The following is a 21897-nucleotide window of genomic DNA, read 5'->3' as shown; positions in this document are numbered from 1 at the left end:
ACACGAAGGAGTGCACACCGCATGACCACCACCATCCGCCTGGGCCGTCGCGTCCTCGCCGGCACCGCCCTCGCGGGCGCCGCCGCCCTCGTCCTCGCCGGCTGCTCCGGCTCCGCAGAGGAGGTCGACACCGACGCCGCCGTCGAGGAGGGCGGCACGATCACCGTCTGGGCCTGGGAGCCCACGCTCGAGCAGGTCGCCGCCGACTTCGAAGAGGAGAACCCCGGCGTCACCGTCGACCTCGTCAACGTCGGCACCGGCATCGACTCGTACACGGCCCTGCAGAACGCCATCACGGCCGGCACCGGCCTCCCCGACGTGGCGCAGGTCGAGTACTACGCGCTGCCCCAGTTCGCCCTGCAGGACTCGCTCGAAGACCTCGGCCCCTACGGCGCCTCGGACCTCGACGGGGACTACGCTCCGGGCCCGTGGTCGTCGGTCACCTCGGGAGACGCCGTCATCGGCCTGCCGATGGACTCGGGCCCCATGGCGATGTACTACAACAAGGACGTCTTCGACGAGTACGGCGTCGCGGTGCCGACGACCTGGGACGAGTACATCGAGGCCGCGCGCGCTCTGCATGAGGCGAACCCCGACCTCTACATCGCCAACGACGCGGGCGACGCGGGTCTTGCGGCCTCCATCATGTGGCAGGCCGGCGGCACGCCGTGGACCGTCGACGGCTCCACCGTGGCGCTCGACCTCGCCGGCGACGAGGGCGCGCAGCGCTACGCCGAGGTATGGCAGACGCTGCTCGACGAGGGACTCATCTCCGACATCTCCAGCTGGAGCGACGAGTGGTTCTCCGCCCTCGCCGACGGCACCCTCGCGACGCTGACGACCGGCGCGTGGATGCCCGCCAATCTCGAGGGCAGCGCTCCCGACGGCGCGGGCGCGTGGCGCGTGGCCGAGATGCCGCAGTGGGAGGAGGGCGTGAGCACGTCGTCCGAGAACGGCGGCAGCTCGCTCGCCATCCCGGCCGCGGCCGAGAACAAGGAGCTCGCGTACGCGTTCATCGAGTACGCCAACGCGGGCGACGGCGTGCAGACCCGCATCGACGGCGGCGCGTTCCCCGCGACCGTCGCCGACCTCGAGTCGGAGGAGTTCCTGAGCACGGAGTTCGACTACTTCGGCGGTCAGAAGGCGAACGAGGTCTTCGCCGCGTCGTCGGCCTCGGTCGTCGAGGGATGGCAGTACCTGCCGTTCCAGGTGTACGCGAACACTGTCTTCGGCGACTCCGTCGGCCAGGCTTTCCTCGGCTCCGCCTCCGTCTCCGACGGCCTCGAGGACTGGCAGTCGACGCTCGAGACGTACGGCGCCGACCAGGGCTTCACGATCGAGTAGCCACGACCTCGCGGGGTGCGCAGCCGACGGCGGCGCACCCCGCTCCCCTGCCCGGGCCATCCCCCGGGCCCGCACGACCCGGAAGGACCCCCATGCAGACGCACCGCTGGCTGCGCACCCCCGACGGCACCGCGCCGCGCATCTCGTACGGCGCCGACTACAACCCCGAGCAGTGGCCGCGCGACGTGTGGGACGAGGACGTGCGGCTCATGCGCGAGGCGGGCGTCGACGTCGTCTCCGTGGGCATCTTCTCCTGGGCCAAGCTGCAGCCGGCCGAGGACGTGTGGGACTTCGCGTGGCTCGACGAGGTCATCGACCTGCTCCACGCCAACGGCATCGGCGTCGATCTCGCCACGGCCACCGCGTCGCCGCCCCCGTGGCTCACGATCAAGCACCCCGAGGTGCTGCCCGTCACGCATCACGGCCACATCCTCTCGCCCGGTGCACGCCAGCACTGGCGGCCCACCTCGCCGGTCTTCCGCGACTACGCCCTGCGCCTCGTCGAGACGATGGCCGATCGCTACCGCGACCACCCCGCGATCGTCGCCTGGCACGTCAACAACGAGCTCGGCTGCCACAACGCGTGGGACTACTCCGACGACGCCGCACGCGCCTTCCGCGTCTGGCTCGAGGCGCGCTACGGCACGATCGACCGGCTGAACCACGCATGGGGCACCGCCTTCTGGTCGCAGCAGTACGGCGCGTTCCACGAGATCCTGCCGCCGCGCGAGGTCGACTCGCACCCCAATCCCACGCAGCAGCTCGACTTCAAGCGCTTCTCCTCCGACGCCCTCAAGGAGTACTTCGTCGCGGAGCGCGAGATCCTGCGGAGGATCACCCCCGACATCCCCGTGACGACGAACTTCATGGTCATGGGCGAGACGCAGCACGCCGACTACGCCGACTGGGCGCACGAGCTCGACTTCGTCTCGAACGACCACTACCGCCATCCGGGCGCGCAGTCCTACGACGAGCTCGCCTTCTCGGCCGCGCTCGTCTCGGGCATCGCGCACCGCCGCCCGTGGTTCCTCATGGAGCACTCGACGAGCGCGGTCAACTGGCAGCCCGTCAACCGTCCCAAGCGCGACGGCGAGCTCGTGCGCGACTCCCTCACGCACGTCGCCCACGGAGCCGACGCCGTCTGCTACTTCCAGTGGCGGCAGTCGGCCGCGGGTGCCGAGAAGTTCCACTCCGCGATGGTGCCGCATGCGGGCGCCGACAGCCGTGTCTTCCGCTCCGTCGTGGAGCTCGGCGGCCTGCTGCGCCGCCTCGACGCCGTCGCCGGATCGCACGCCGTTCAGGCGCCCGTCGCCATCCTCTTCGACTGGGACGCGTGGTGGGGCAGCGAGCTCGACTCCCACCCGACCGATCTGCTGCGCTACCGGCAGGAGGCGCTCGACTGGTTCACGGCGCTGCACGACGCCGGCGTGCGCGTCGACGTCGTGCCGGCCGACGTGCCGCTCGACGGCTACCGGATGGTCGTCGCGCCCGTGCTCTACGCCGTGCCGGCCGCGCTCGCCGAGTCGCTGACGGCGTACGTCGAGGCGGGCGGCCACCTCGTCGCGACCTACTTCTCGGGCGTCGTGAACGAGGACGACCGTGCGTGGCTGGGCGGCTACCCCGGCGCCTTCCGCGACCTGCTGGGGGTGCGCGTGGAGGAGTTCCGCCCGCTCTACGAGGGTGAGGCGATCGCCCTCGACTCGGGCGTCGACGCGACGTTGTGGAGCGAGCCGGTCGACGTCGTCGACCCCGCCGTCGAGGTCATCGCGCGCTACGCCGGATCCGACCTCGACGGCGGCGCCGCCGTGACGCGGCGGGCCGTCGGCGAAGGATCCGCGTCGTACGTCTCGACCCGGCTCGGCGCGGAGGGCCTCGGCTCCATCGTTCCGACGCTGCTCGCGGGGGCGGGCGTCGTCTCGGAGCTGCCGGAGGCCATCCGGGGAGCGGCCTCGCTCACGCTGCGCGGAGCGGGCGACGAGACGTTCGCGTTCGTCATCAACCGCACCGACGACGAGCTCCCCCTCGACGACGTCGAGGGGGTCGCGCTCATCGGCGGCGGCACGCTGGCGCCGCGCGGGGTCGCGGTCTTCTCCCGCTAGCGGCGGGCACGGCCCGGGTCAGTAGCCCGGGCCGTGGAACCCGAGCGCGGAGCTGATGCGGTCGGCGGTCTCCACGGCGACGCGCGCGAGCTCCGGTTCGCGGGTCTCGAGGGCGATCGCCGACAGCGGCCCCGAGATCGACACGGCCGCGATCGTGGCGCCCGAGCGGTCGACGACGGGTGCTGCCACCGACGCGCGGCCGAGCACGAACTCCTCGATCTCGGTCGCGTAGCCGCGGCGGGCGACGACGGCGAGCTCGCGATCGAGCATCGCGCGCTGGGTGTGCGTGCGCTGCGTGTACGCGGGGAGACCGCGGGACAGCACGGCGTCGCGGTCGGCCGCCGTCAGCCCCGAGAGCACCGCCTTGCCGATGCTCGTCGCATGCAGCGGCACCCTCTCGCCGAGGAGCGTGTGCGACTTGGGCGACTGCGCCCCCTCGAAGTGGCAGACGTAGACGAGCTCCGAGCCCTGCCGGATCCCCACGTTCACGCCGAGCCCGAGCTCCGCGGCGAGCGTCTGGGCGACCATGCGGCTCGTACGGTGCACGGGGATGCGGTTCACCGCGACGCCCGCGAGGGTGAGCAGCTCCGTGCCGAGGAAGTAGAGGCTCGTGACGGGGTCGCGTTCGACGAGCCCCGCCGCCTCCAGGGTGGCGAGCAGGCGCGATGCCGTGGACTGCCCTATGCCCGTCTCGCGCGCGATGTCGCCCACGCGACGCGGCTCGCCGTCGCGGAAGGCCTCGAGGAGCGCCACCGCCTTCTCGACGCTCTGGTTGGATCCCTTGTCCGCTGCCACATCATCCTCGCTGACCGATGTCGGGGGCCCGTGCCCTGGATCCCTCCATCATGCACATAGTGCATGGGCATTGCAACATGATGAATGCTCGTGCACGATGGTCTTCGGCACCCCGGGTGCCGCGGCGCCGAAGACGACGCCGCACCCGCCGAAGGACGAAGATGACCGCTCAGCTCGCCCCAGAACTCGCGCAGCGCCGCCGACGAGGCATGCCCCTCAGCGAGCGCTCTTTCCTCACGTTCCTGCTGCTGCCCGGCCTCGTGCTCCTGTGCGCGGTCGTGCTGTATCCGCTCATCCGCTCGCTCGCCTCGGCGTTCTTCGACGAGAGCCTGCTCTACCCGGGCCAGACGTTCGTCGGATTCGACAACATCGCGCACGCCGTCGCGAACGATTTCGCGCGCCTGGTGTGGCAGACGCTCGTCTTCACCGTGGGAGCGACCGTCGGGCCGTTCGCCGTGGGCCTGGCCCTCGCACTCGTGCTCAACCAGGCCTTCCCCGGCCAGAGGTTCCTGCGCGGGGCCTTCCTCATCCCGTGGCTCATCCCCGGCGTCGTCGTGTCGTTCCTGTGGGCCTGGATCTTCGACGGCAACTACGGCGTCGTCAACGGGCTGCTCCTGAACCTCGGGCTCATCGACTCGCCCGTCGCCTGGCTCTTCGACACCGACGCCGCCCGCGGAGCGCTCATCGTCGCGAAGACGTGGAACTCCTTCCCGTGGGTCATGGTCATGCTCCTCGCGGGCCTCCAGACTGTCCCGCAGGAGCTGCACGAGGCAGCCGCGATCGACGGGGCGGGCACCGTGCGGCGGTTCTTCGCCGTCACCTGGCCGCACATCAGCGGCGTCGCCGGCCTCGTCCTCCTCCTCGAGTTCATCTGGAACTTCCAGCACTTCGACACGATCTTCGTCATGACCGGCGGCGGCCCCGCCGGCACGACGAGCACGTTCGCCACGGCGGTCTACGACACCGCCTTCAAGGGATACGACCTCGGGCAGGCCGGCGCGATCGGCCTGCTCTGGATGCTGCTGCTCACGGTGCTCGTGGTGGTCTACGTGACCTTCTCCGAGCGCGACGCGCGGAAGGCGGAGCGATGACCACGACCATCCCGGAGCCGCGGATCGACACGACGCGCGCCATCCTCACGGGCGACGACCGCCCGCCCCGTCGCCGTCCGCGAGGGCGCCCGCGCTGGGGCACGTGGATCACGCTCGCGATCGTCGTCGTCTTCGCGTTCGCCCCCGTCTACTGGCTTCTCGTCACCTCGCTGACCCCCGACCGCCTGGTCTTCCGGTTCCCGCCGGCGCTCTTCCCGACCGAGATCACCTTCGAGCACTACCTCGACGTGTTCGGCCGCCCCGAGCTCTTCGGCTACCTCCGCAACAGCGTGATCGTCTCGCTCGTCACCGCCGTCCTCTCGGTCGTCGTCTCCATGTACATGGGCTACGCGTTCTCGAAGTACCGCTTCCGCGGCCGCACCTCGCTCATGTACTTCGTGCTGTCGAGCCAGATGTTCCCGCAGGCCCTCCTGCTCGTCACGCTCTACCTCGTGTTCGCGCAGTTCGGGCTGCTCAACAGCTACCTCGCGCTCATCGTCTCGTTCACGACCTTCACCCTGCCGCTGTGCGTGTGGATGCTGAAGGGGTTCTTCGACAACCTCCCCGACGACCTCATCGAGGCGGCGCGCATCGACGGCGCGGGGCCGTGGCGCATCTTCCACTCGGTCATCATGCCGCTCGCCGCCCCCGGCCTCGTGGCATCGGGCCTGTTCGCCTTCGTGCGCGGCTGGAACGACTTCATCTTCGCGCTCACTCTCGCGGGCCCCGACAAGCAGACCCTGCCGCCCGGGCTCGTCAACACCTACATCAGCGAGGCGAGCACGGCGTGGCCCGAGCTCATGGCGGCGTCGCTGCTCGTGTCGGTGCCCGTCGCCGTCGCCTTCATGCTCCTGCAGCGCTTCCTCGTGGGCGGCATCACCGCCGGCGCGGTCAAGGGCTGACCCGTCCTCATCATTCGAAGGAGAATCATGACCCTCACCCTGTCCCGACGCGACCTGCTGCGCGTCTCTGCGCTCGGCCTCGGCTCGGCGTCGCTGTTCGCGATCGCCGGCTGCGCACCGGGGTCCCCGAGCCCCGGCGGCGCGGCGCAGGCGCCCGCCACGGCCGGCACGCCGACCGACTTCTCCTTCGCCTCGTGGAGCCTGTCGGAGGAGGCCGCGAAGCCCTCGCTCGACGCCGCGCTCGCCGCGTTCGGGGGCGACAGGGGTGTCGACGTGTCGCCCGTGACCTATCCCTACAACGACTACCTCAATCAGTTGACGCTGCAGGTGCGCGGCGGCCAGTTCACGGGAGCCGCCCACGTCGACCTCGCCTGGCTCTCGGCGTTCGTCGCGCTCGGGAAGCTCGCCGACCTGGGCGGATACGCGGAGGGGCGGGGCTACACGACGGCGGCCCTCGACGCGTCGAGCTTCGACGGGGTGCAGTACGCGCTCCCCTGGAACATCGGCGCGATCGGCCTCATCGCCAACTCCGAGCTGTTCGAGAAGGCCGGGGCCTCCACCGAGCCCCAGACGATCGAGGAGTTCGAGGAGGGGCTCCGCGCCCTCAAGGGGATCGGGGTCATCCCATACGCGGCGTCCACCGACGCCGCGCAGCTCAAGGACATCCTCATGTGGATCGAGACGTTCGGCGGCACGGTCGTCGAGGACGACGTCGTGACGCTCGGGGACGAGGCGTCGGTGAAGGCCGTGGAGTGGTACAAGAAGCTGTACGACGAGGGGCTCATCGCGCCCGACGTCGACCGCTTCGCCGCACGCAACCTCTTCGCGCAGGAGACGTGCGCGCTCTACGACGATGCGCCCGTCGGGAAGTCGTCCGTCATCGACGCCGCGAGCGATCCGTCGATCGCCGACAAGATGACGCCCATGCCCCGCCCCACGCTCGCGGCGGGCGACGATCCCGTCGCGGTGTTCTGGGGCGGCGCGATCTGCGTCGTCCAGGGTGAGGGCGAGGGCACGGCGGCGGAGTTCGCGCAGTGGATCACGAGCGATCCCGACCAGGTCGCGTCGTACTTCGAGGAGCGCGGGCTCCCGCCGGCGACCGAGGAAGGGCTCTCGTCCGACGCGCTCGCCGCCGACCCGTTCAACGTCGCCTTCGCGGAGCGCATCACCGCGACCGCGACGTCGAACCCGCTGTGGGGCTACGTGAACTACGGGCAGATGGACACCGCCATCGCCGAGGCCGTGCAGTCCGTGCTCATCGGCCAGGTCGGCGCCGCCGACGCGCTCGCCCAGGCGAAGACGACCGTCCAGGGGCTCATCGGCTGACCGGCCGTCGCCCGACCACATCCATCAGAAGGGGATCATGCGCTCGCAGACCGTCGAATCCGACATCACCGTCGTCGGAGGAGGGCTCGCCGGGGTGTGCGCGGCCATCGCCGCCGCGCGCCTGGGGCGCACAGTCGCCCTCGTCGGCAACCGGCCCGTGCTGGGCGGCAACTCCTCGAGCGAGGTGCGCGTGTGGGTGTGCGGCGCCACGGCGCACGGCGTGCAGCGGTTCGCCCGCGAATCCGGCATCGTGGGCGAGCTGTACGTCGAGAACCAGTACCGCAACCCCGAGGGCAACCCCATCCTGTGGGACGAGGTCGTGCTCGACGCGGTCCGCGCCGAGCCGAACATCCGGCTGTTCCTCAACACCGACGTGCGCGAGGTCGACACGGCGGAGGAGGCCGACGGCCGCGTCGTCACGGGCGTGCGTGGATGGACGATGGGCTCGGAGACGTGGACGCACTTCCGCGGCGGACTCTTCATCGACTGCACGGGCGACGGCCTGGTGGGCGCGCTCGCGGGCGCCGCGCACCGCATCGGACGCGAGGCGAGGCGCGAGTTCGACGAGTCGTGGGCGCCCGAGGAGGCCGACCGTCAGCTCCTCGGATCGACGATCCTCTTCCACACGAAGGATGTCGGCCATCCCGTGCGGTTCGTCGCGCCGCGCTCGACGAAGGACATCCGCGAGACGTCGATCCTCGAGTCGCGCATCCTGCGCTCGGGGGACACGGGAACGCACTACTGGTGGATCGAATGGGGCGGCGAGCTCGACACGGTCCACGACAACGAGCGCATCCGCGATGAGCTGAAGTCGGTCATCTTCGGGATCTGGGACCACATCAAGAACTCCGGGCGGTTCGACGCCGAGAACCTCGATCTGGAATGGGTCGGATCGCTCCCCGGCAAGCGCGAGTACCGCCGCTTCCTCGGCGACCACGTGCTGACGCAGAACGACATCCTCGACCAGGTCGACTTCCCCGATGCGGTCGCGTTCGGCGGGTGGTCGATCGATCTGCACCCCGTGGAGGGGATGTACGCCGCGAAGCCGGGCGCGCACCAGCGGTTCTCGAACGGCATCTACGGGATCCCCTTCCGCAGCCTCTACTCGCGGGACGTCGTCAACCTGCTCATGGCCGGACGCGACATCTCGGCCACCCACGTCGCCTTCGGATCGACCCGCGTCATGGCGACCTGCGGGGCGGTGGGCGAGGGGGCGGGAACCGGCGCGGCGCTCGCCGCCCGGCTCGGCGTGCACCCGCGCGCGATCGCACAGGAGCACGCGGACCTGCTGCGACAGGTGCTGCTCCGTCAGGACGCTCCGGTGTTCGGCGTCCGCGACGAGGACCCGGACGACCTCGCGCGAACGGCCGCGGTCACCGCCAGCTCCTGGCGCCGCGGCATCGACGACGACAGCGACGGGGGTGAGGGCGAGCGGTTCCCGCTTGCGCACGACACGGGCGTGCTCGTCCCCGTCGACCCCCGCCTCGAGGGCGTCGACGTCCTCGTCGACGTCACGCGCGAGACGACGCTGCGGGCCGCGCTGTGGACGACGGGGCGCCGCCAGAACGCCGTGCCGGTGCGGCGCGAGCTCTCCGTCTCCGTCGAGCTCGCCGTGTCGGACGCTCCGCAGTGGGTGCGGCTGCCGTTCGACTGGTCGCCCGCCTCACCCGAGAGCGTCGTGATCGTCCTGGAGGAGAACCCGGATGTCGCGGTGCGGCTCCGTGCGGAGCAGGTGCCCGGCGTCCTCACGCTCATGCGTCGCGCCCAGGCCGACGGCGGGGAGAACGTCGCGGTCGACGAGTCTGAGGCGGTCGTGGCGTGGCCGGCCATCCCGTTGAGAGGCCGCACGATGCGCGTCCGCCTCCATCCCGAGACCCTCGCCTACTCGCCCGAGCGCGCCGTCGGCGGCTACCAGCGCTACTACGGGGGGCCGCAGATGTGGGTGTCTGCGGCGTCGGGTCGACCGGGGGCGCCATCGGCGCTGGCCGAGCAGCCGCCCGCGCAGACGCTCGACGAGCACCTCCTCCTCGAATGGGACGCTCCCCGCCGCATCGCGCAGGTGAGGGTCGTCTTCGACGACGATGTGGATGTCGAGCTCAACACGCTGCATCACCACCGCACGCCGGAGCCCGTGTTCCCCGAGCTCGTCCGCGCCTACGCGGTCGAGGCGCGGGTCGAGGGCGCGTGGCGCGAGGTCGTCGCGGTCGACGGCAACCGCCGCCGGCATCGCGTCCACGACCTCGATGCTCCCGTCGACGCGGACGCGCTGCGTCTCGCGATCCGCGCGACCAACGGCGCGCGCGACGCCAGGGTGGTCGCACTGCGCGCCTATCCGCACCGAGTGGTGATCTGACCCCTGCCCGGGGTGCCCAGTGCGGGATCGCCGCGCTCCGGCGCGTCGGCGACGGCCGGTTGGCTAGCGTCGAGATGCCCCCTCGATCGGGGTGCTCCGCGGATGCTCCCCAGCTTCGCGGCAGCGGACCCGTGCGGCGTCTCCAGAACGCTCCGGGTGCTCCGTCCTGCGGCGGGCGCGTTCGGGTCGCGCCCGCCGCAGGGTCCCGGTCTCGCGGGGTCCCGTCAGCCGCGGAGCCGCCCCCGGACGAGCTGCGTGATCGCCTTCAGCTCCGGTGCGCGCAGCACGGCCAGGGCGATCACGTAGACGACGGCCACCACGGCGCCGATCACGAGGCATCCCAGGACGGCGGGGATCTTCTCCGCGAGCATCCAGCCCGCCGCTCCCCCGCTCAGCAGGTACACGCCGTATCCCGCCGCCGCCGCCGGCAGCGCCGCGAGCGCGAAGCGCGCGAGCGCCGCCATCGACGCGCCCATGCCGACCGGGCCGAGACGCCGGCGCAGCAGCCACGACGCGAGGACCACCTGCGCCAGGCTCGACAGCGACTGCCCGAGGGCGATCGCCGCGGCGAGGTACGGGAGCAGCTCGTCGCTCGAGAACACGAGCGCCGACAGCGTCGCGAGCGCCGCGGCGACGACGGCCTGGAACACGGTGAACCAGAACGGCGTGCGCGTGTCGCCGTAGGCGTAGAACGTGCGCTGCACGACGAACTGCACGGCGAGGGGCACGAGCCCGACGAGGAACCCGATGAGGACGGGCGCGACCGACAGCGCATCCTCGCGGCTGTTGTTGAAGATGCGTGCGGCGGGCTCGGCGGCCACGATCACGGCGGCCGCGGCGAGCACGCACAGCACGCCGAGCGTGCGGACGGCGCGGCCGATGTCGGCGCGGACGTCGTCGTCGCGGCCCGCAGCGGCGTGGCCGCTGAGACGTGTGAAGTACGGCGTCCCGATCGAGAGCACGATGACGGAGTACGGGAGCATGAAGACGAGCCACGCGTTGAACCAGCTCGTGGAGGCGGGCCCGGAGCCCGACGCCGTCGACAGCAGGGTCTGCTGGTAGGCCGACAGCACCTGCCCGACGAGCATCATGAGGAAGGTCCATCCGGCGAGCCTGCCGACCGCGCGCAGGCCGATGCCGCGCCAACGGAAGTCGGGCCGGATGCTGAGGCCCGTGCGCCGCCAGAAGACGACGAGCACGGCCGTCTGGGCGACGATGCCGAGCGTCGCGACACCGCCCAGCGCGGCGATCTTGGGGAGGTTCCATGCGCCGTCGGCGAGCTGCCAGTCGGCGACGTGCACCTGGTCGCCGCCCGCGAGGCCGAGCAGCACGAGGAACCCGGCGATCGACACGACGTTGTTGACGATCGGCGCCCACGCGTACGGCCCGTAAACGCCGCGCGCGTTGAGGGTCTCGCCCAGCAGGGCGAACATCCCGTAGAAGAAGATCTGCGGGAGGCACCAGTACGCGAACAGCACGCCGAGCGCGAGCTGATCGGGCGTGAAGCGGCTCGAGTAGATCCACAGCAGCGGCCAGGCGAGCGCCATCGCGACGAGCGTCACGCCGACGAGCAGCACGGCGCCGAGCGTCATGAGCTTCGATATGTGCGATCCGCCGCCGTCGTCGCGCGCCGACCACTTCACGATCTGCGGCACGAGCACGGCCGTGAGGATGCCCGTGGAGATCACCATGTAGATGTTGTTCGGCAGCTGGTTCGCGTTCGTGAACGCGTCGCCCGCGGCCGTGTACGCCCCGCCGATGACGGAGACGAGCACGACGGAGCGGAGCAGCCCCGTGACGCGCGAGGCGAGCGTCCCGGCCGCGATGAGCGCGCTGGAGCGGCCGAGACTACTCATCCGATGCGACCTTCTCCCCGGTGTCCACGTCGTCCGCGCCATCCGCGTCGTCGCCCGTGTGCGGCTGTCGCGCGCGCCGGCGCTTCAGCACCGTGCGGATGACCCCGCCGATGACGAGCAGGACGACGATGCCCACGAGCACTCCGACGCCCACGCGCTCCCACTCGGCGCGCACCGTGACGGCCATGCTGCGCGTGTCGCCGATCTGCTCGCCGCCCTGCGTCCGCAGCGTCACGGCGAGGCCGACCTCGCCGCTTCCGACCCGCGCCTCGACGGGGATCTCGACGCGAGGGTTGCTGCCGGCCGGCACCTCGACCTCGATGCTCTCGCGCACCTCCAGCACGACGCTGTCGGGCTGCGATTCGATGACGACCGTGATGGGCCATGCGAGGCTGTTGCGCACCCACACGGGCAGCGGCGCCTCGGCGCTGAGCAGCTGCACCTGGTCGGAGACGCGGATCTCGATCCCGTCGACGCGCTGCGCCGTCGTCTCGGCGTGCGCGGCGACCGCCTCGCGCCACGCGTCGGGCTCGGACAGCCATCCCACCGCGAGCAGCTGCAGGGCCTCGGCCCTCGCCTGCCCCGTGAGGAGCTCCGGCTCATCGAGCGCGGTGGCCACGCGGGCCAGGTCGGGCTCGGCCGCGGTGAAGGCGGAGACGGCGGCCGTGCGCTCGGCGTCGGGCGCGATGTCGACGACGTCGACGGGCTGCGTGTCGGCGGCGAGCAGGTCGGTGAGCGACTGCGTGTCGACGGCGGCGCTGCGCGTCACCCGCTCGATCGCGTCGCGGAGAGTCTGCGCCGTGCGACCCGTCTCCCCGGTGTCGTCGAACGTCGCGCGGTCGAGCGCGATGAGCGTCGGCTCGTCGCCGCTCGACGCGAACCAGAGCAGTGCCGACGCCTCGACGAGCGCCTCGGCATGGTCGTCCGACGCGAGCGCGGCGGCGCTCAGCGCGTCGGACACGGCGTCGTCGTACACGAGCACGCCGTCCCCGTGCGCGGCGACGGCGTCGCCGTCCGCCCCCTGCGCGGTCGACGTCGAGGCGATCAGCGCGACCGACTCCGTCGAGAGGGCCGCGACGACGTCGGCCCCGGCCGCACCCTCGGCCGGCCAGACGACCTCGGCGGTCTCCTCGCCGATGGAGAGCAGCTCGTCGAGGGTCGGGTACTCGGGCTGCGCGTCCTGCGCGTCGTCGACCTCGGGCGAGGCGGACGGCTCGGGGGTCGCCGCGAAGTCCTCTCCGCTCTCGAACGCGCGCAGGCTCGTCGGCGCGAGCGGCTCTCCGAGCCCCGCCTGCAGCTGCGCGGCCACGTCGGCGTCGCCGTACTGGAGGGAGAAGCGCTCGTTCGGCAGCGATTCGAGCGTCGCGAGCCACTCGACGGCGGGAGCAGGCGCCGACGACCCGAGGGCGCGGATGGCCGCGGGGATGGCCGGGTCGACCGCGAGCACGGCGCCCGTCCCCGTGACGGCCTCGAGGGTCTGCGCGAGCGCTCCGCCCGGTCCCGTGAGGCGGGCGAGCGCGTCCGCGTCGAGGACGCCCGCGGCGCTCGGCGGCGCCGTCACCGGCACGACGATGCCGACGGGGGCCCTGCGGTCGGAGACGACGACGACCGATCGCGCCTCGAGCACGGTGGCGCCCGACGTGTATGTCGCCACGAGGGGATGGACGCCCGTCGTCACGCCGTCGAGCCCCTCGACGGAGGCGGCCACCGACAGCGTCTGCTCGTGGACGGCGCCCCCGCCGACCGCCTCGACGGGCGCGGACTGCAGGGTCGTGAGCGCCGCGTCGGCACCGCCCTCGAGCCAGGACGTCAGCGCGTCGTCGTCGGCGAGCGCGTCCGCGCCGATCGCGAGCTCGAGGGTGCCGGCCGCGAGCTCGTCGACGGCGGCGTTGTCGACCACGGCGGAGGCGGTGAGCGTGCCGCCGGCCGCGAGCACGCCGTCGTCGGAGGGGAGGAGCGAGAGGGCGGGTGAGGTGCCCTGCGCCGTGTCGTCGATCTCGGCCGGGACCCCGGCCACGGCACCAGACGCCTCCTTCTCGGACGTCGCGAGCAGGCGGGCGGGCGGATCCTCCTCGGGAGCCGTCGACGCGGCGGCCGGTGAGGCCGACGCGAGCACGGCGACGAGGGCGACGGAGGGCGCGACGAGGCGGAGAAGGCACGTCGTGTGGGCCGTCCGTCGCGTCATGGGGATCCTGCTCGTCGGGTCGCGCGCACGGGCGGCGCACCCGTCAATCCTACGAACGCGGCTGGGCGAGCCCTGCGAGGGCGCGCGGACGGTCAGGCCCGGGGCGCGCTGGCGCGCACGACGAGCCGGGTCGGCACGAGCGTGCGCTCAGCGACCGGCTCGCCCGCGAGGAGCGCGAGGAGGAGCTCGACGGCCGTCGTGCCGAGCTCGTCGAACTCCTGCGCGACGGTGGTGAGCGGAGGCCAGTAGTCGGCCGCGTCGACGACGTCGTCGAAGCCCACCACCTCGACGTCGTCGCGGCCGAGCGCGTGCGCGGCGTGCAGGACGCCGAGCGCGGTCTGGTCGTTGGCGGCGAAGACGGCCGTCACGGCGCGGTCGGCCAGCAGCTCGCGCGCCACCCGCGTCGCGGTGCGCGCCGTCCAGTCGCCGCGCGCGGGTGCCGGAGTCGCGGCACCCGCCTGCGCGAGCGCCGCGCGCCATCCGCTCTCGCGCTCGGACGCGGCGTACGACGTCGCGGGGCCCGCGACGTGGTGCACGACGCGATGGCCGAGCCCCAGCAGATGCGTCGTCGCCGCCCGCGCGCCGCCCGCGTGGTCGGAGGAGATGACGGTGAACCGGTCGCTCCCCGCCGCGTCGACGGCGACGACGGGGAACCCGGGGTCGGCGGCTCCCCGCAGCGAGGGGGTCGCCTCGTTGAGGACCACGGCCCCGTCGACGCCGTGGTCGGCGAGCGCGCCGAGCGCGCCATCCGCCCCCTCGTCGGCGTCGGAGAGCGTCACGACGAGCACCGCGTGATCGTGCGCGGACGCCGCGGCCGTGAGCGCCTCGAGCATGCGGGTGTTCCCGACCGAGGCGAGGGTGCGCACGACGACGCCGATCGTGCGGGTGCGTCCTGTGCGGAGGGCGCGCGCCGTGCGGTTCGGGCGGTAGCCGAGCTCCGCCATGGCCGCCTCGACGCGCGTGCGGGTTGCGGGATCGACGCGCGGCGAGCCGTTCGCGACCCGCGAGACGGTCTGTCCGGACACGCCGGCGAGTCGGGCGACGTCCGCGGCGGACACCTGCGCCATGACGGCTCCCTTCTCGTTCGAACAACTTTGCACTAGCATCCATGTTGACGTCAACACGCGCGACATCGCGCACGAAACGGAGGAACGATGCAGGCATCGGCCACGACCCTGGGCGCCGGCGTCGTCAAGCGCGTCTCGCGTCTCGCCGACGGGCGCGAGCTCATCTACTTCGACGATGCGGGCACGGCGCTCCCGGCCGAGCGGCGCATCGACGAGCGGGAGCTCGGACCGCGCCCCGACACCGCCACGATGCGGCGCGACGTGCTGACGGGCGACTGGATATCCGTCGCCGCCGGGCGGCAGAACCGCGCGTTCCTGCCGCCCGCCGAGCTCGATCCGCTCGCGCCGCAGACCCCTGCGAACCCCTCGGAGGTGCCGAGCCTCTACGACGTCGCCGTGTTCGAGAACAAGTCGCCGTCGTTCGGCCCCGCGCTCGACGTCGCGACGGGCGATGCGCCGGCGGCGGTCGACCCCGCCCGCGGTCTCGACGACCTCGACGCCCCGGGGCTCGGCCGCACGCGGACATCCGTGGGCCGCTGCGAGGTCGTCTGCTTCAGCCCCGAGCGCGAGGGATCGTTCGGGACGCAGTCGGTGACGCGCGCCCGCACCGTCATCGAGGCATGGGCCGACCGGACGGCCGCCCTCTCCGCCCTCCCCGGGATCCGCCAGGTCTTCCCGTTCGAGAACCGCGGCGAGCAGATCGGCGTGACCCTGCACCATCCGCACGGCCAGATCTACTCGTACCCGTACATCACGCCGCGCACGAAGCTGCTGCTGCAGGCGATCGAGCGCGAGGGCGCCGACCTGTTCGAGCGCATCATCGCGTTCGAGTCCGCCGGCCCGCGCGTCGTGCTCGAGGCCGAGCACTGGATCGCGTACGTGCCGTTCGCGGCGCGCTGGCCCATCGAGGTGCACCTCGCGCCGCGGCGTCACGCCGCCGACTTCACGGAGCTCACCGACGCGGAGCGCGACGAGCTCGCGCCCGTGTACCTGCGCCTGCTGCGGGGCGTCGACCGGCTCTACGACACGCCGACGCCGTACATCGCGGCGTGGCATCAGGCGCCCGTCGACGTCGCCCGCGACACCGCCCGGCTGCATCTGCAGCTCACCTCGCCGCGTCGTGCGGCCGACAAGCTCAAGTACCTCGCCGGATCGGAGGCCGCCATGGGAGCGTGGATCGGAGACGTCCCGCCCGAACAGTCCGCTGCACGTCTGCGAGAGGCGGTGGAGGCGTGAGCGCGGACGGGCGCACCCAGGCCGCCGCCCTTCTCGCATCGCTCTCCGGCTCAGAGCCCGCCGGGGTGTGGTCGGCGCCCGGCCGCGCCAATCTCATCGGCGAGCACACCGACTACAACGAGGGGTTCGTGCTGCCCTTCGCGATCGAGCACCGGACGTATGCCGCCGTCGGAATGCGCCAGGACGGCGTGCTGCGCGTCGTGTCGACGCTCGACCGCCAGCCGTTCTCGCTTCCCGTCGCCGACCTCGCCGCGACCTTCGACGGCCCGTCGGGGCGTGCTGTGACGTCGGGGGCCGTGCCGGAATGGGCCGCGTACCCGCTCGGGATCGCGTGGGCGGCGCTCGCCGCGACGGGCCACGCAGCGTCGGACGTGACGGGCCTCGACATCGCCATCGCATCGGATGTGCCCGTCGGCGCCGGGCTGTCGTCGTCGGCCGCCATCGAGGGGGCGACCGCGTCTGCGCTGAACGACCTGTGGCGGCTCGGGCTCGACGGCCTCGAGATCGCGAAGCTCGGCCGCACCGCCGAGAACGAGGCCGTGGGAGCGCCGACGGGGATCATGGACCAGGTCTCGTCGACGCTCGGCCGGGAGGACGCCGCGACCTTCCTCGACTGCCGCACGCTCGCGACCGAGTCGGTCGACCTCGGTCTCGCCCGCGAGGGGCTCGCCCTGCTCGTCATCGACACGCAGGTGAAGCACGCGCACTCCACGGGCGGCTACCGCGAGCGCCGCGAATCGTGCGAGAAGGGGGCCGCCGAGCTCGGCGTGCCGTCGCTGCGCGACCTCTCCACCGACGACCTGGTGCGCGCGCAGGAGCAGCTCGACGATGTGACGTTCCGCCGCGTGCGGCACATCGTCACGGAGAACCAGCGCGTGCTCGACACCGTCGCGACGCTGCGGGCGTCGGGCCCGCGGGCGATCGGCGACCTGCTCGTCGCGTCGCATGCGTCGATGCGCGACGACTTCGAGATCTCGGTCGCCGAGCTCGACACGGCGGTCGAGGCGGCGCTCGCCGCCGGCGCCGTCGGCGCGCGCATGACGGGCGGGGGATTCGGCGGCGCCGCGATCGCCCTCGTCGACGCCGACCGCGTCGACGTCGTGGCGCAGGCCGCCCGCGACGCCTTCGCCGCCGCGGGATTCCGTGCGCCGAACACCTTCACCGTCACCCCCTCGGAGGGCGCACGCCGCGACGCGTGATGCGCCGGGGTTGCAGCATCGGGTGCTGGGGCGCTCCGCGGGGCTTCGCCAGTGCGGATGTAGGTCAGATCGACCGCTTTGACGGACATCCGCACTGGCGAGTGCGGGGGTGGCCTACATCCGCACTGATGAAGCGGCGGGGTGCCTGCACCCGCACGGGCGGGCGCCGCAGGGCCGACCGCACGCCGCTCCCGCCCCGCTCCCGCCCCGCGCGAGAATGGACGGGTGATGCCGACGCCTGACGCCGACCTGTGCCGTGCCCTCGCCGCCGACCTGTCCGCCGCGCGCTTCCGCTCGGAGGCGCTGCGGGCGATGTGGGGGGTCGACGCCGACGACGCGATCGGCCGCAGCCTCCGCGCGCCGGCGCTGCGCGCCATCCGCGATCGCGACGACACGCTGGCGACGCTCGCCCGCCTGCTGATCTTCGGCGTCGCGCAGCCACGCGTCGCCGTCGACGCCGCTCTCCCCCGCTCGGGCGCTGCCGGCCTCGAGGCGCTCGGCCTCGTCGAGGCGGATGGCGACGCCGTCGTGCCCCGTGCCGTCCTGCGCCCGCAGTCGTTCCATGACGAGCGCGGTCCGGGTGAATGGCTCCTCGCGAGCGATCTCGACGAGCTCGCCGTCGGCGGCGGAGCCCTCGCCGAGGACCACGTGCTCGGAGCGGGCGGCGCATCGCTCACGCTCGCGGGGCTGCAGCTCCCGACCCCCGTTCGGTCGGTGCTCGATCTCGGCACCGGATGCGGCGTGCAGGCGCTGCGCGCCCGGCGCTACGCCGAGCGCGTCGTCGCGACGGACATCTCGGCGCGCGCCCTGCGCTTCGCCGAGCTGAACGCGGCGCTCGACGCGGCCGACTCGATCGAGACGCGCGAGGGATCGCTCTTCGCGCCGGTCGCGGGCGAGAGGTTCGACCGCATCGTGTCGAACCCGCCGTTCGTCATCACGCCGCGTGCCACGGGCGTGCCGGAGTACGAGTACCGCGACGGCGGGCTCGTCGGCGACGCGCTCGTGCAGGAGGTCGTCGCGGGTGTCGGCGCGCACCTCGAGCCCGGCGGCGTGGCGCAGTTCCTCGGCAACTGGGAGACGAAGAACGGCGCGGCCGGCCTCGACAGGGTGCGCGCCTGGGTCGAGGCATCGGACGTGCCGCTGGACGCGTGGGTCGTCGAGCGCGAGGAGCTCGATCCGATCGCCTACGCCGAGATGTGGATCCGCGACGGCGGCACGGCGCCCGGCACGCCCGCGCATGATCGGCTGCTCGACGCGTGGCTCGACGACTTCGCCGAGCGCGGCGTCACGGCCGTCGGCTTCGGCTACGTGCTGCTGCGGCGTGCCGAGGGAAGGCCGACCCTCGCGCGGTACGAGCGGGTGGGCCAGCCCATCCCCTCGGAGGGCGGTCTCGGCGCCCACCTCGCGCAGGTCATCGCCGCACACGACCGCGTCGCCGGCCTCGACGACGAGGCGCTGCTCGCGCTGCACCTGCGCGTCGCCGCCGACGTCACCGACTCGCGTCATCACCTTCCAGGCGCGGAGGAGCCCAGCGTCATCGAGCTGCGCCAGGGTGGCGGCTTCGGCCGCTCGGTGCAGGCCGATCCGGCGCTGGCGGCGCTTGTCGGCGCGTGCGACGGCGATCTGTCGCTCGGACAGATCGTCGCGGCCCTCGCGCAGCTCCTCGACGTCGACGAGGCCGCGCTGCGGGGCGGGCTGCTCCCCGCCGTCCGCGAGCTCGTGCTCGACGGCTTCGTCGCCCCCGCGTAACACTCCGGATCTCGACGCCGCGAAAGAATCCCCCCACCGGCGCTGTTCGACAGGCGTAGCCTGGGGGTATGCGCGCTGTCGTCTTCGAGAAGTTCCACACGTTCCCCACCCTCACCGAGGTCGACACCCCGACGCCCGGCCCCGGAGAGGTGCTCCTGAAGGTCGCCGGCTCGGGCGCCTGCCACTCCGACGTGGCGATCTACAAGGAGTTCTCCGCCGGCGCCCCCGGCGCGCAGAACCCGCCCTTCGTCCTCGGACACGAGGTGTCGGGCTGGATCGAGGCGACGGGCCCCGGTGTCGAGGGCTTCGAGAAGGGCGACGCCTATCTCGTCTACGGCCCCATCGGCTGCGGTCACTGCAAGGCCTGCTCGCGCGGCCAGGACACGTACTGCGAGAACGCGGCGACGATGCCCTACCTCGCGACGGGCATCGGCCGCAACGGCGGGATGGCCGAGTACGTCGTCGTGCCGGCCCGCAACCTCGTGCCCCTCGGAGACGCCGACCCCGTCGACGCCGCGCCGCTCAGCGACGCGGGCCTCACGCCGTACCACGCCATCAAGGCGTCGCTCCCGAACCTCGCGGGCGGCGGCCGCTTCGCCCTCGTCATCGGCCTCGGCGGCCTCGGGCAGATCGCCGTGCAGATCCTCACGGCGCTCACGGGCGCGACCGTCATCGCGACCGACATGAAGGAGGACGCGATGGCACGCGCCGAGGCCAACGGCGCCGTCGTCGTCCCCGGCGGCGAGGGCCAGGTCGAGCGCATCCGCGAGATCACGGGCGGCCGCGGCGTGGACGCCGCGTTCGACTTCGTCGGAGCGACCCCCACGATCAAGACGGCACAGGCGTCGATGGCGCAGATGGGCCGGCTCACCGTCGTGGGGATCGCCGGCGGCGTGACGGAGTGGTCGTTCTTCACGACCCCCTACGAGTCGACCATCACGAACACCTACTGGGGCACGATCGAGGACCTGCACGAGGTCGTGGCGATGTACCGCAAGGGACAGATCCGTCCCGACGTCGAGCGCTACGGCATGGACGACGCGCTCGAGGCCTACCGCCGCCTCGAATCGGGGCAGCTGTCGGGCCGCGCCGTCGTCGTGCCGCACGCCGTCTGATGCCCGCCGTCTGACGTACGGTGCGCGCGGGGCCGCCGACTACCCTGGAGAGCATGCTCAACATGGCCGACGGTCTCGCGCGCCTGGGCGACCTCGCGGCGTCGCCCGTCGTGCGCACGCTGGCTGAGGCGTTCGCCACCGCGGGGCACGATCTCGCCGTCGTGGGCGGCCCTGTGCGCGACGCCCTCCTCGGTCGCCCGACGCACGACCTCGACTTCACGACGGACGCCCGACCCGACGACATCCTCCGGATCGTCACGCCGATCTCGACGGCCCAGTGGGACATCGGCCGGGCGTTCGGCACGATCGGCGCGCGCGTGCAGGGCGAGCAGGTCGAGATCACGACCTACCGCGCCGACAGCTACGACGGCACCACCCGCAAGCCCGTCGTCGCGTTCGGCGACAGCCTCGAGACCGACCTCACGCGCCGGGACTTCACGGTCAACGCGATGGCGCTGCGGGTTCCGGATGTGAAGCTCGTCGACCCGACGGGCGGCATCGAGGACCTCGTCGCGGGCGTGCTGCGCACGCCGATCGAGCCCGCCGTGAGCTTCGGCGACGACCCGCTGCGCATGCTCCGCGCCGCCCGGTTCTCCTCCCAGCTCGGATTCTCCATCGAGCAGGGCACGCGCGACGCCGTCGCGCAGCTGTGCGAGAGCCTCGACATCGTCAGCCCCGAGCGCGTGCAGGGGGAGCTGACGCGCCTGCTGCAGACGGACGACCCCGTCGCGGGTCTCCGCGTCCTCGTCGACACGGGGCTCATCGAGCGCTTCCTGCCCGAGATCCCGGCGCTCCGACTCGAGGTCGACGAGCACCACCACCACAAGGACGTCTACGAGCACTCGCTCACGGTGCTCGCGCAGGCGATCGACCATGAGCGGCGCCGCCATCCGGATGCCGAGCCCGACGTCGCCCTGCGCCTCGCGGCGCTGCTGCACGACATCGGCAAGCCCCGCACGCGCAAGCTCGAGCCGGGCGGCGCGGTCTCGTTCCACCACCACGATCTCGTGGGGGCGCGGATGGCCCGCAAGCGCCTGCAGGCGCTCCGGTACGACGGCGACACGATCGGCTCCGTGTCGACCCTCATCGAGCTGCATCTCCGCTTCTTCGGCTACGCGGAGGGCGCGTGGACCGACTCCGCCGTGCGCCGCTACGTGCGCGACGCGGGCGACGAGCTCGAGCGCCTGCACATCCTCACGCGCGCCGACGTGACGACGCGCAACCGCCGCAAGGCCGCCCGCCTCGCGAGCGCGTACGACGACATCGAGAACCGCATCGCGGAGCTGCGCGAGCAGGAGGAGCTCGACGCCATCCGCCCCGACCTCGACGGCAACGCCATCCAGCGGATCCTCGGCATCGCCCCCGGCCCCGAGGTGGGCAGGGCGTACCGCTTCCTCCTCGATCTGCGCCTCGACGAGGGCGCGCTCGGCGAGGGGGAGGCCGAGAGGCGACTGCGCGCCTGGTGGGAGGCGCAGGACCAGCCCCCGCGGCACGCCTGAGGCGCGCTCGCGGCCTCGTGGCATAGAGTCGGGGGGACTTCTCCAGGCCGCATGGCGCCGCCGCGACCCTCTGCGAGGTAT

General features: G+C 72.6%; 15 protein-coding genes. 11 read left to right on the top strand and 4 right to left on the bottom strand.

Annotated elements, in window-relative coordinates; genetic code table 11:
• The first annotated feature begins 21 nt into the window (after positions 1–21).
• Together ABD998_RS07850 and ABD998_RS07845 are read left to right on the top strand one after the other, a co-directional pair.
• Positions 22–1344, top strand: a complete 1323-nt coding sequence (locus ABD998_RS07850) for an ABC transporter substrate-binding protein (protein WP_345437759.1) — start codon at positions 22–24, stop codon at positions 1342–1344.
• 92 nt (positions 1345–1436) lie between these two features.
• On the top strand, positions 1437–3443 hold the full coding sequence (locus ABD998_RS07845; RefSeq protein WP_345437757.1) for a beta-galactosidase: 2007 nt from the start codon (positions 1437–1439) through the stop codon (positions 3441–3443).
• A gap of 18 nt (positions 3444–3461) precedes the next feature.
• Here the strand turns inward: ABD998_RS07845 and ABD998_RS07840 are convergent, their stop codons facing one another.
• Positions 3462–4238, bottom strand: coding sequence for an IclR family transcriptional regulator (locus ABD998_RS07840; protein WP_345437755.1), 777 nt, complete (start codon positions 4236–4238; stop codon positions 3462–3464).
• Between the two features lie 161 nt (positions 4239–4399).
• On the opposite strand from ABD998_RS07840, the gene ABD998_RS07835 reads away from it, so the two are divergent.
• From ABD998_RS07835 to ABD998_RS07820, 4 genes are read left to right on the top strand one after another with little or no spacing between them, the layout of a single operon-like run.
• The gene (locus ABD998_RS07835; RefSeq protein ID WP_345437753.1) at positions 4400–5329 is read left to right on the top strand and encodes a carbohydrate ABC transporter permease; all 930 of its coding nucleotides are present in this window, start codon (positions 4400–4402) and stop codon (positions 5327–5329) included.
• The gene (locus ABD998_RS07830) at positions 5326–6231 is read left to right on the top strand and encodes a carbohydrate ABC transporter permease (protein WP_345437751.1); all 906 of its coding nucleotides are present in this window, start codon (positions 5326–5328) and stop codon (positions 6229–6231) included. Before ABD998_RS07835 ends, ABD998_RS07830 begins: the two co-directional genes overlap by 4 nt.
• Before the next feature lie 27 nt (positions 6232–6258).
• Positions 6259–7557 carry a sugar ABC transporter substrate-binding protein gene (locus tag ABD998_RS07825; protein ID WP_345437749.1) on the top strand — a complete coding sequence of 433 codons (1299 nt, stop codon included), beginning with the start codon at positions 6259–6261 and terminating at the stop codon, positions 7555–7557.
• A 37-nt stretch (positions 7558–7594) separates the two neighbouring features.
• On the top strand, positions 7595–9910 hold the full coding sequence (locus ABD998_RS07820) for an FAD-dependent oxidoreductase (protein ID WP_345437747.1): 2316 nt from the start codon (positions 7595–7597) through the stop codon (positions 9908–9910).
• Positions 9911–10134: 224 nt separating this feature from the next.
• Here the strand turns inward: ABD998_RS07820 and murJ are convergent, their stop codons facing one another.
• The 3 genes from murJ to ABD998_RS07805 form a co-directional block, all read right to left on the bottom strand.
• Positions 10135–11766 (bottom strand): murein biosynthesis integral membrane protein MurJ, encoded by a 1632-nt coding sequence (gene murJ, locus ABD998_RS07815; protein ID WP_345437745.1) that lies wholly within the window; start codon positions 11764–11766, stop codon positions 10135–10137.
• The gene (locus ABD998_RS07810; protein WP_345437743.1) at positions 11759–13951 is read right to left on the bottom strand and encodes a DUF6049 family protein; all 2193 of its coding nucleotides are present in this window, start codon (positions 13949–13951) and stop codon (positions 11759–11761) included. The genes murJ and ABD998_RS07810 overlap by 8 nt, the downstream gene beginning before the upstream one ends.
• Positions 13952–14043: 92 nt before the next feature.
• Positions 14044–15018 carry a LacI family DNA-binding transcriptional regulator gene (locus ABD998_RS07805; protein WP_345437741.1) on the bottom strand — a complete coding sequence of 325 codons (975 nt, stop codon included), beginning with the start codon at positions 15016–15018 and terminating at the stop codon, positions 14044–14046.
• 87 nt (positions 15019–15105) lie between these two features.
• Between ABD998_RS07805 and galT the strand changes: the two genes are divergently transcribed.
• The 5 genes from galT to ABD998_RS07780 all read left to right on the top strand — a co-directional run bounded on the left by galT (position 15106) and on the right by ABD998_RS07780 (position 21816).
• Positions 15106–16254, top strand: coding sequence for a galactose-1-phosphate uridylyltransferase (gene galT, locus ABD998_RS07800; protein ID WP_345437739.1), 1149 nt, complete (start codon positions 15106–15108; stop codon positions 16252–16254).
• Entirely contained in the window at positions 16251–17453 is a 1203-nt protein-coding gene (gene galK / locus ABD998_RS07795) for a galactokinase (protein WP_345437737.1), read from the top strand. Before galT ends, galK begins: the two co-directional genes overlap by 4 nt.
• A 228-nt stretch (positions 17454–17681) precedes the next feature.
• The gene (locus ABD998_RS07790; RefSeq protein ID WP_345438254.1) at positions 17682–19202 is read left to right on the top strand and encodes a class I SAM-dependent methyltransferase; all 1521 of its coding nucleotides are present in this window, start codon (positions 17682–17684) and stop codon (positions 19200–19202) included.
• Positions 19203–19270: 68 nt separating this feature from the next.
• Positions 19271–20317: an NAD(P)-dependent alcohol dehydrogenase gene (locus ABD998_RS07785; RefSeq protein ID WP_345437735.1), complete on the top strand. Its 1047-nt coding sequence runs from the start codon at positions 19271–19273 to the stop codon at positions 20315–20317.
• A gap of 53 nt (positions 20318–20370) precedes the next feature.
• Complete coding sequence (locus tag ABD998_RS07780) at positions 20371–21816, top strand: CCA tRNA nucleotidyltransferase (RefSeq protein ID WP_345437733.1); 1446 nt, start codon at positions 20371–20373, stop codon at positions 21814–21816.
• Positions 21817–21897: the final 81 nt, after the last annotated feature.

Origin of the sequence: Microbacterium gilvum, assembly GCF_039543865.1 — a bacterium.
Taxonomy (GTDB): Bacteria; Actinomycetota; Actinomycetes; order Actinomycetales; family Microbacteriaceae; genus Microbacterium; species Microbacterium gilvum.
The sequence above is the reverse complement of the archived record's forward strand: the minus strand, read 5'-3'. Positions and strand labels throughout refer to the sequence as shown.

Bases quoted from the DNA above. Each gene is read 5' to 3' on its own strand.
- ABD998_RS07850 (WP_345437759.1), top strand. From the start codon at position 22: ATGACCACCACCATCCGCCTGGGCCGTCGCGTCCTCGCCGGCACCGCC.
- ABD998_RS07845 (WP_345437757.1), top strand. From the start codon at position 1,437: ATGCAGACGCACCGCTGGCTGCGCACCCCCGACGGCACCGCGCCGCGC.
- ABD998_RS07835 (WP_345437753.1), top strand. From the start codon at position 4,400: ATGACCGCTCAGCTCGCCCCAGAACTCGCGCAGCGCCGCCGACGAGGC.
- ABD998_RS07830 (WP_345437751.1), top strand. From the start codon at position 5,326: ATGACCACGACCATCCCGGAGCCGCGGATCGACACGACGCGCGCCATC.
- ABD998_RS07825 (WP_345437749.1), top strand. From the start codon at position 6,259: ATGACCCTCACCCTGTCCCGACGCGACCTGCTGCGCGTCTCTGCGCTC.
- ABD998_RS07820 (WP_345437747.1), top strand. From the start codon at position 7,595: ATGCGCTCGCAGACCGTCGAATCCGACATCACCGTCGTCGGAGGAGGG.
- murJ (WP_345437745.1), bottom strand. From the start codon at position 11,766: ATGAGTAGTCTCGGCCGCTCCAGCGCGCTCATCGCGGCCGGGACGCTC.
- ABD998_RS07810 (WP_345437743.1), bottom strand. From the start codon at position 13,951: ATGACGCGACGGACGGCCCACACGACGTGCCTTCTCCGCCTCGTCGCG.
- ABD998_RS07805 (WP_345437741.1), bottom strand. From the start codon at position 15,018: ATGGCGCAGGTGTCCGCCGCGGACGTCGCCCGACTCGCCGGCGTGTCC.
- galT (WP_345437739.1), top strand. From the start codon at position 15,106: ATGCAGGCATCGGCCACGACCCTGGGCGCCGGCGTCGTCAAGCGCGTC.
- ABD998_RS07790 (WP_345438254.1), top strand. From the start codon at position 17,682: ATGCCGACGCCTGACGCCGACCTGTGCCGTGCCCTCGCCGCCGACCTG.
- ABD998_RS07785 (WP_345437735.1), top strand. From the start codon at position 19,271: ATGCGCGCTGTCGTCTTCGAGAAGTTCCACACGTTCCCCACCCTCACC.
- ABD998_RS07780 (WP_345437733.1), top strand. From the start codon at position 20,371: ATGCTCAACATGGCCGACGGTCTCGCGCGCCTGGGCGACCTCGCGGCG.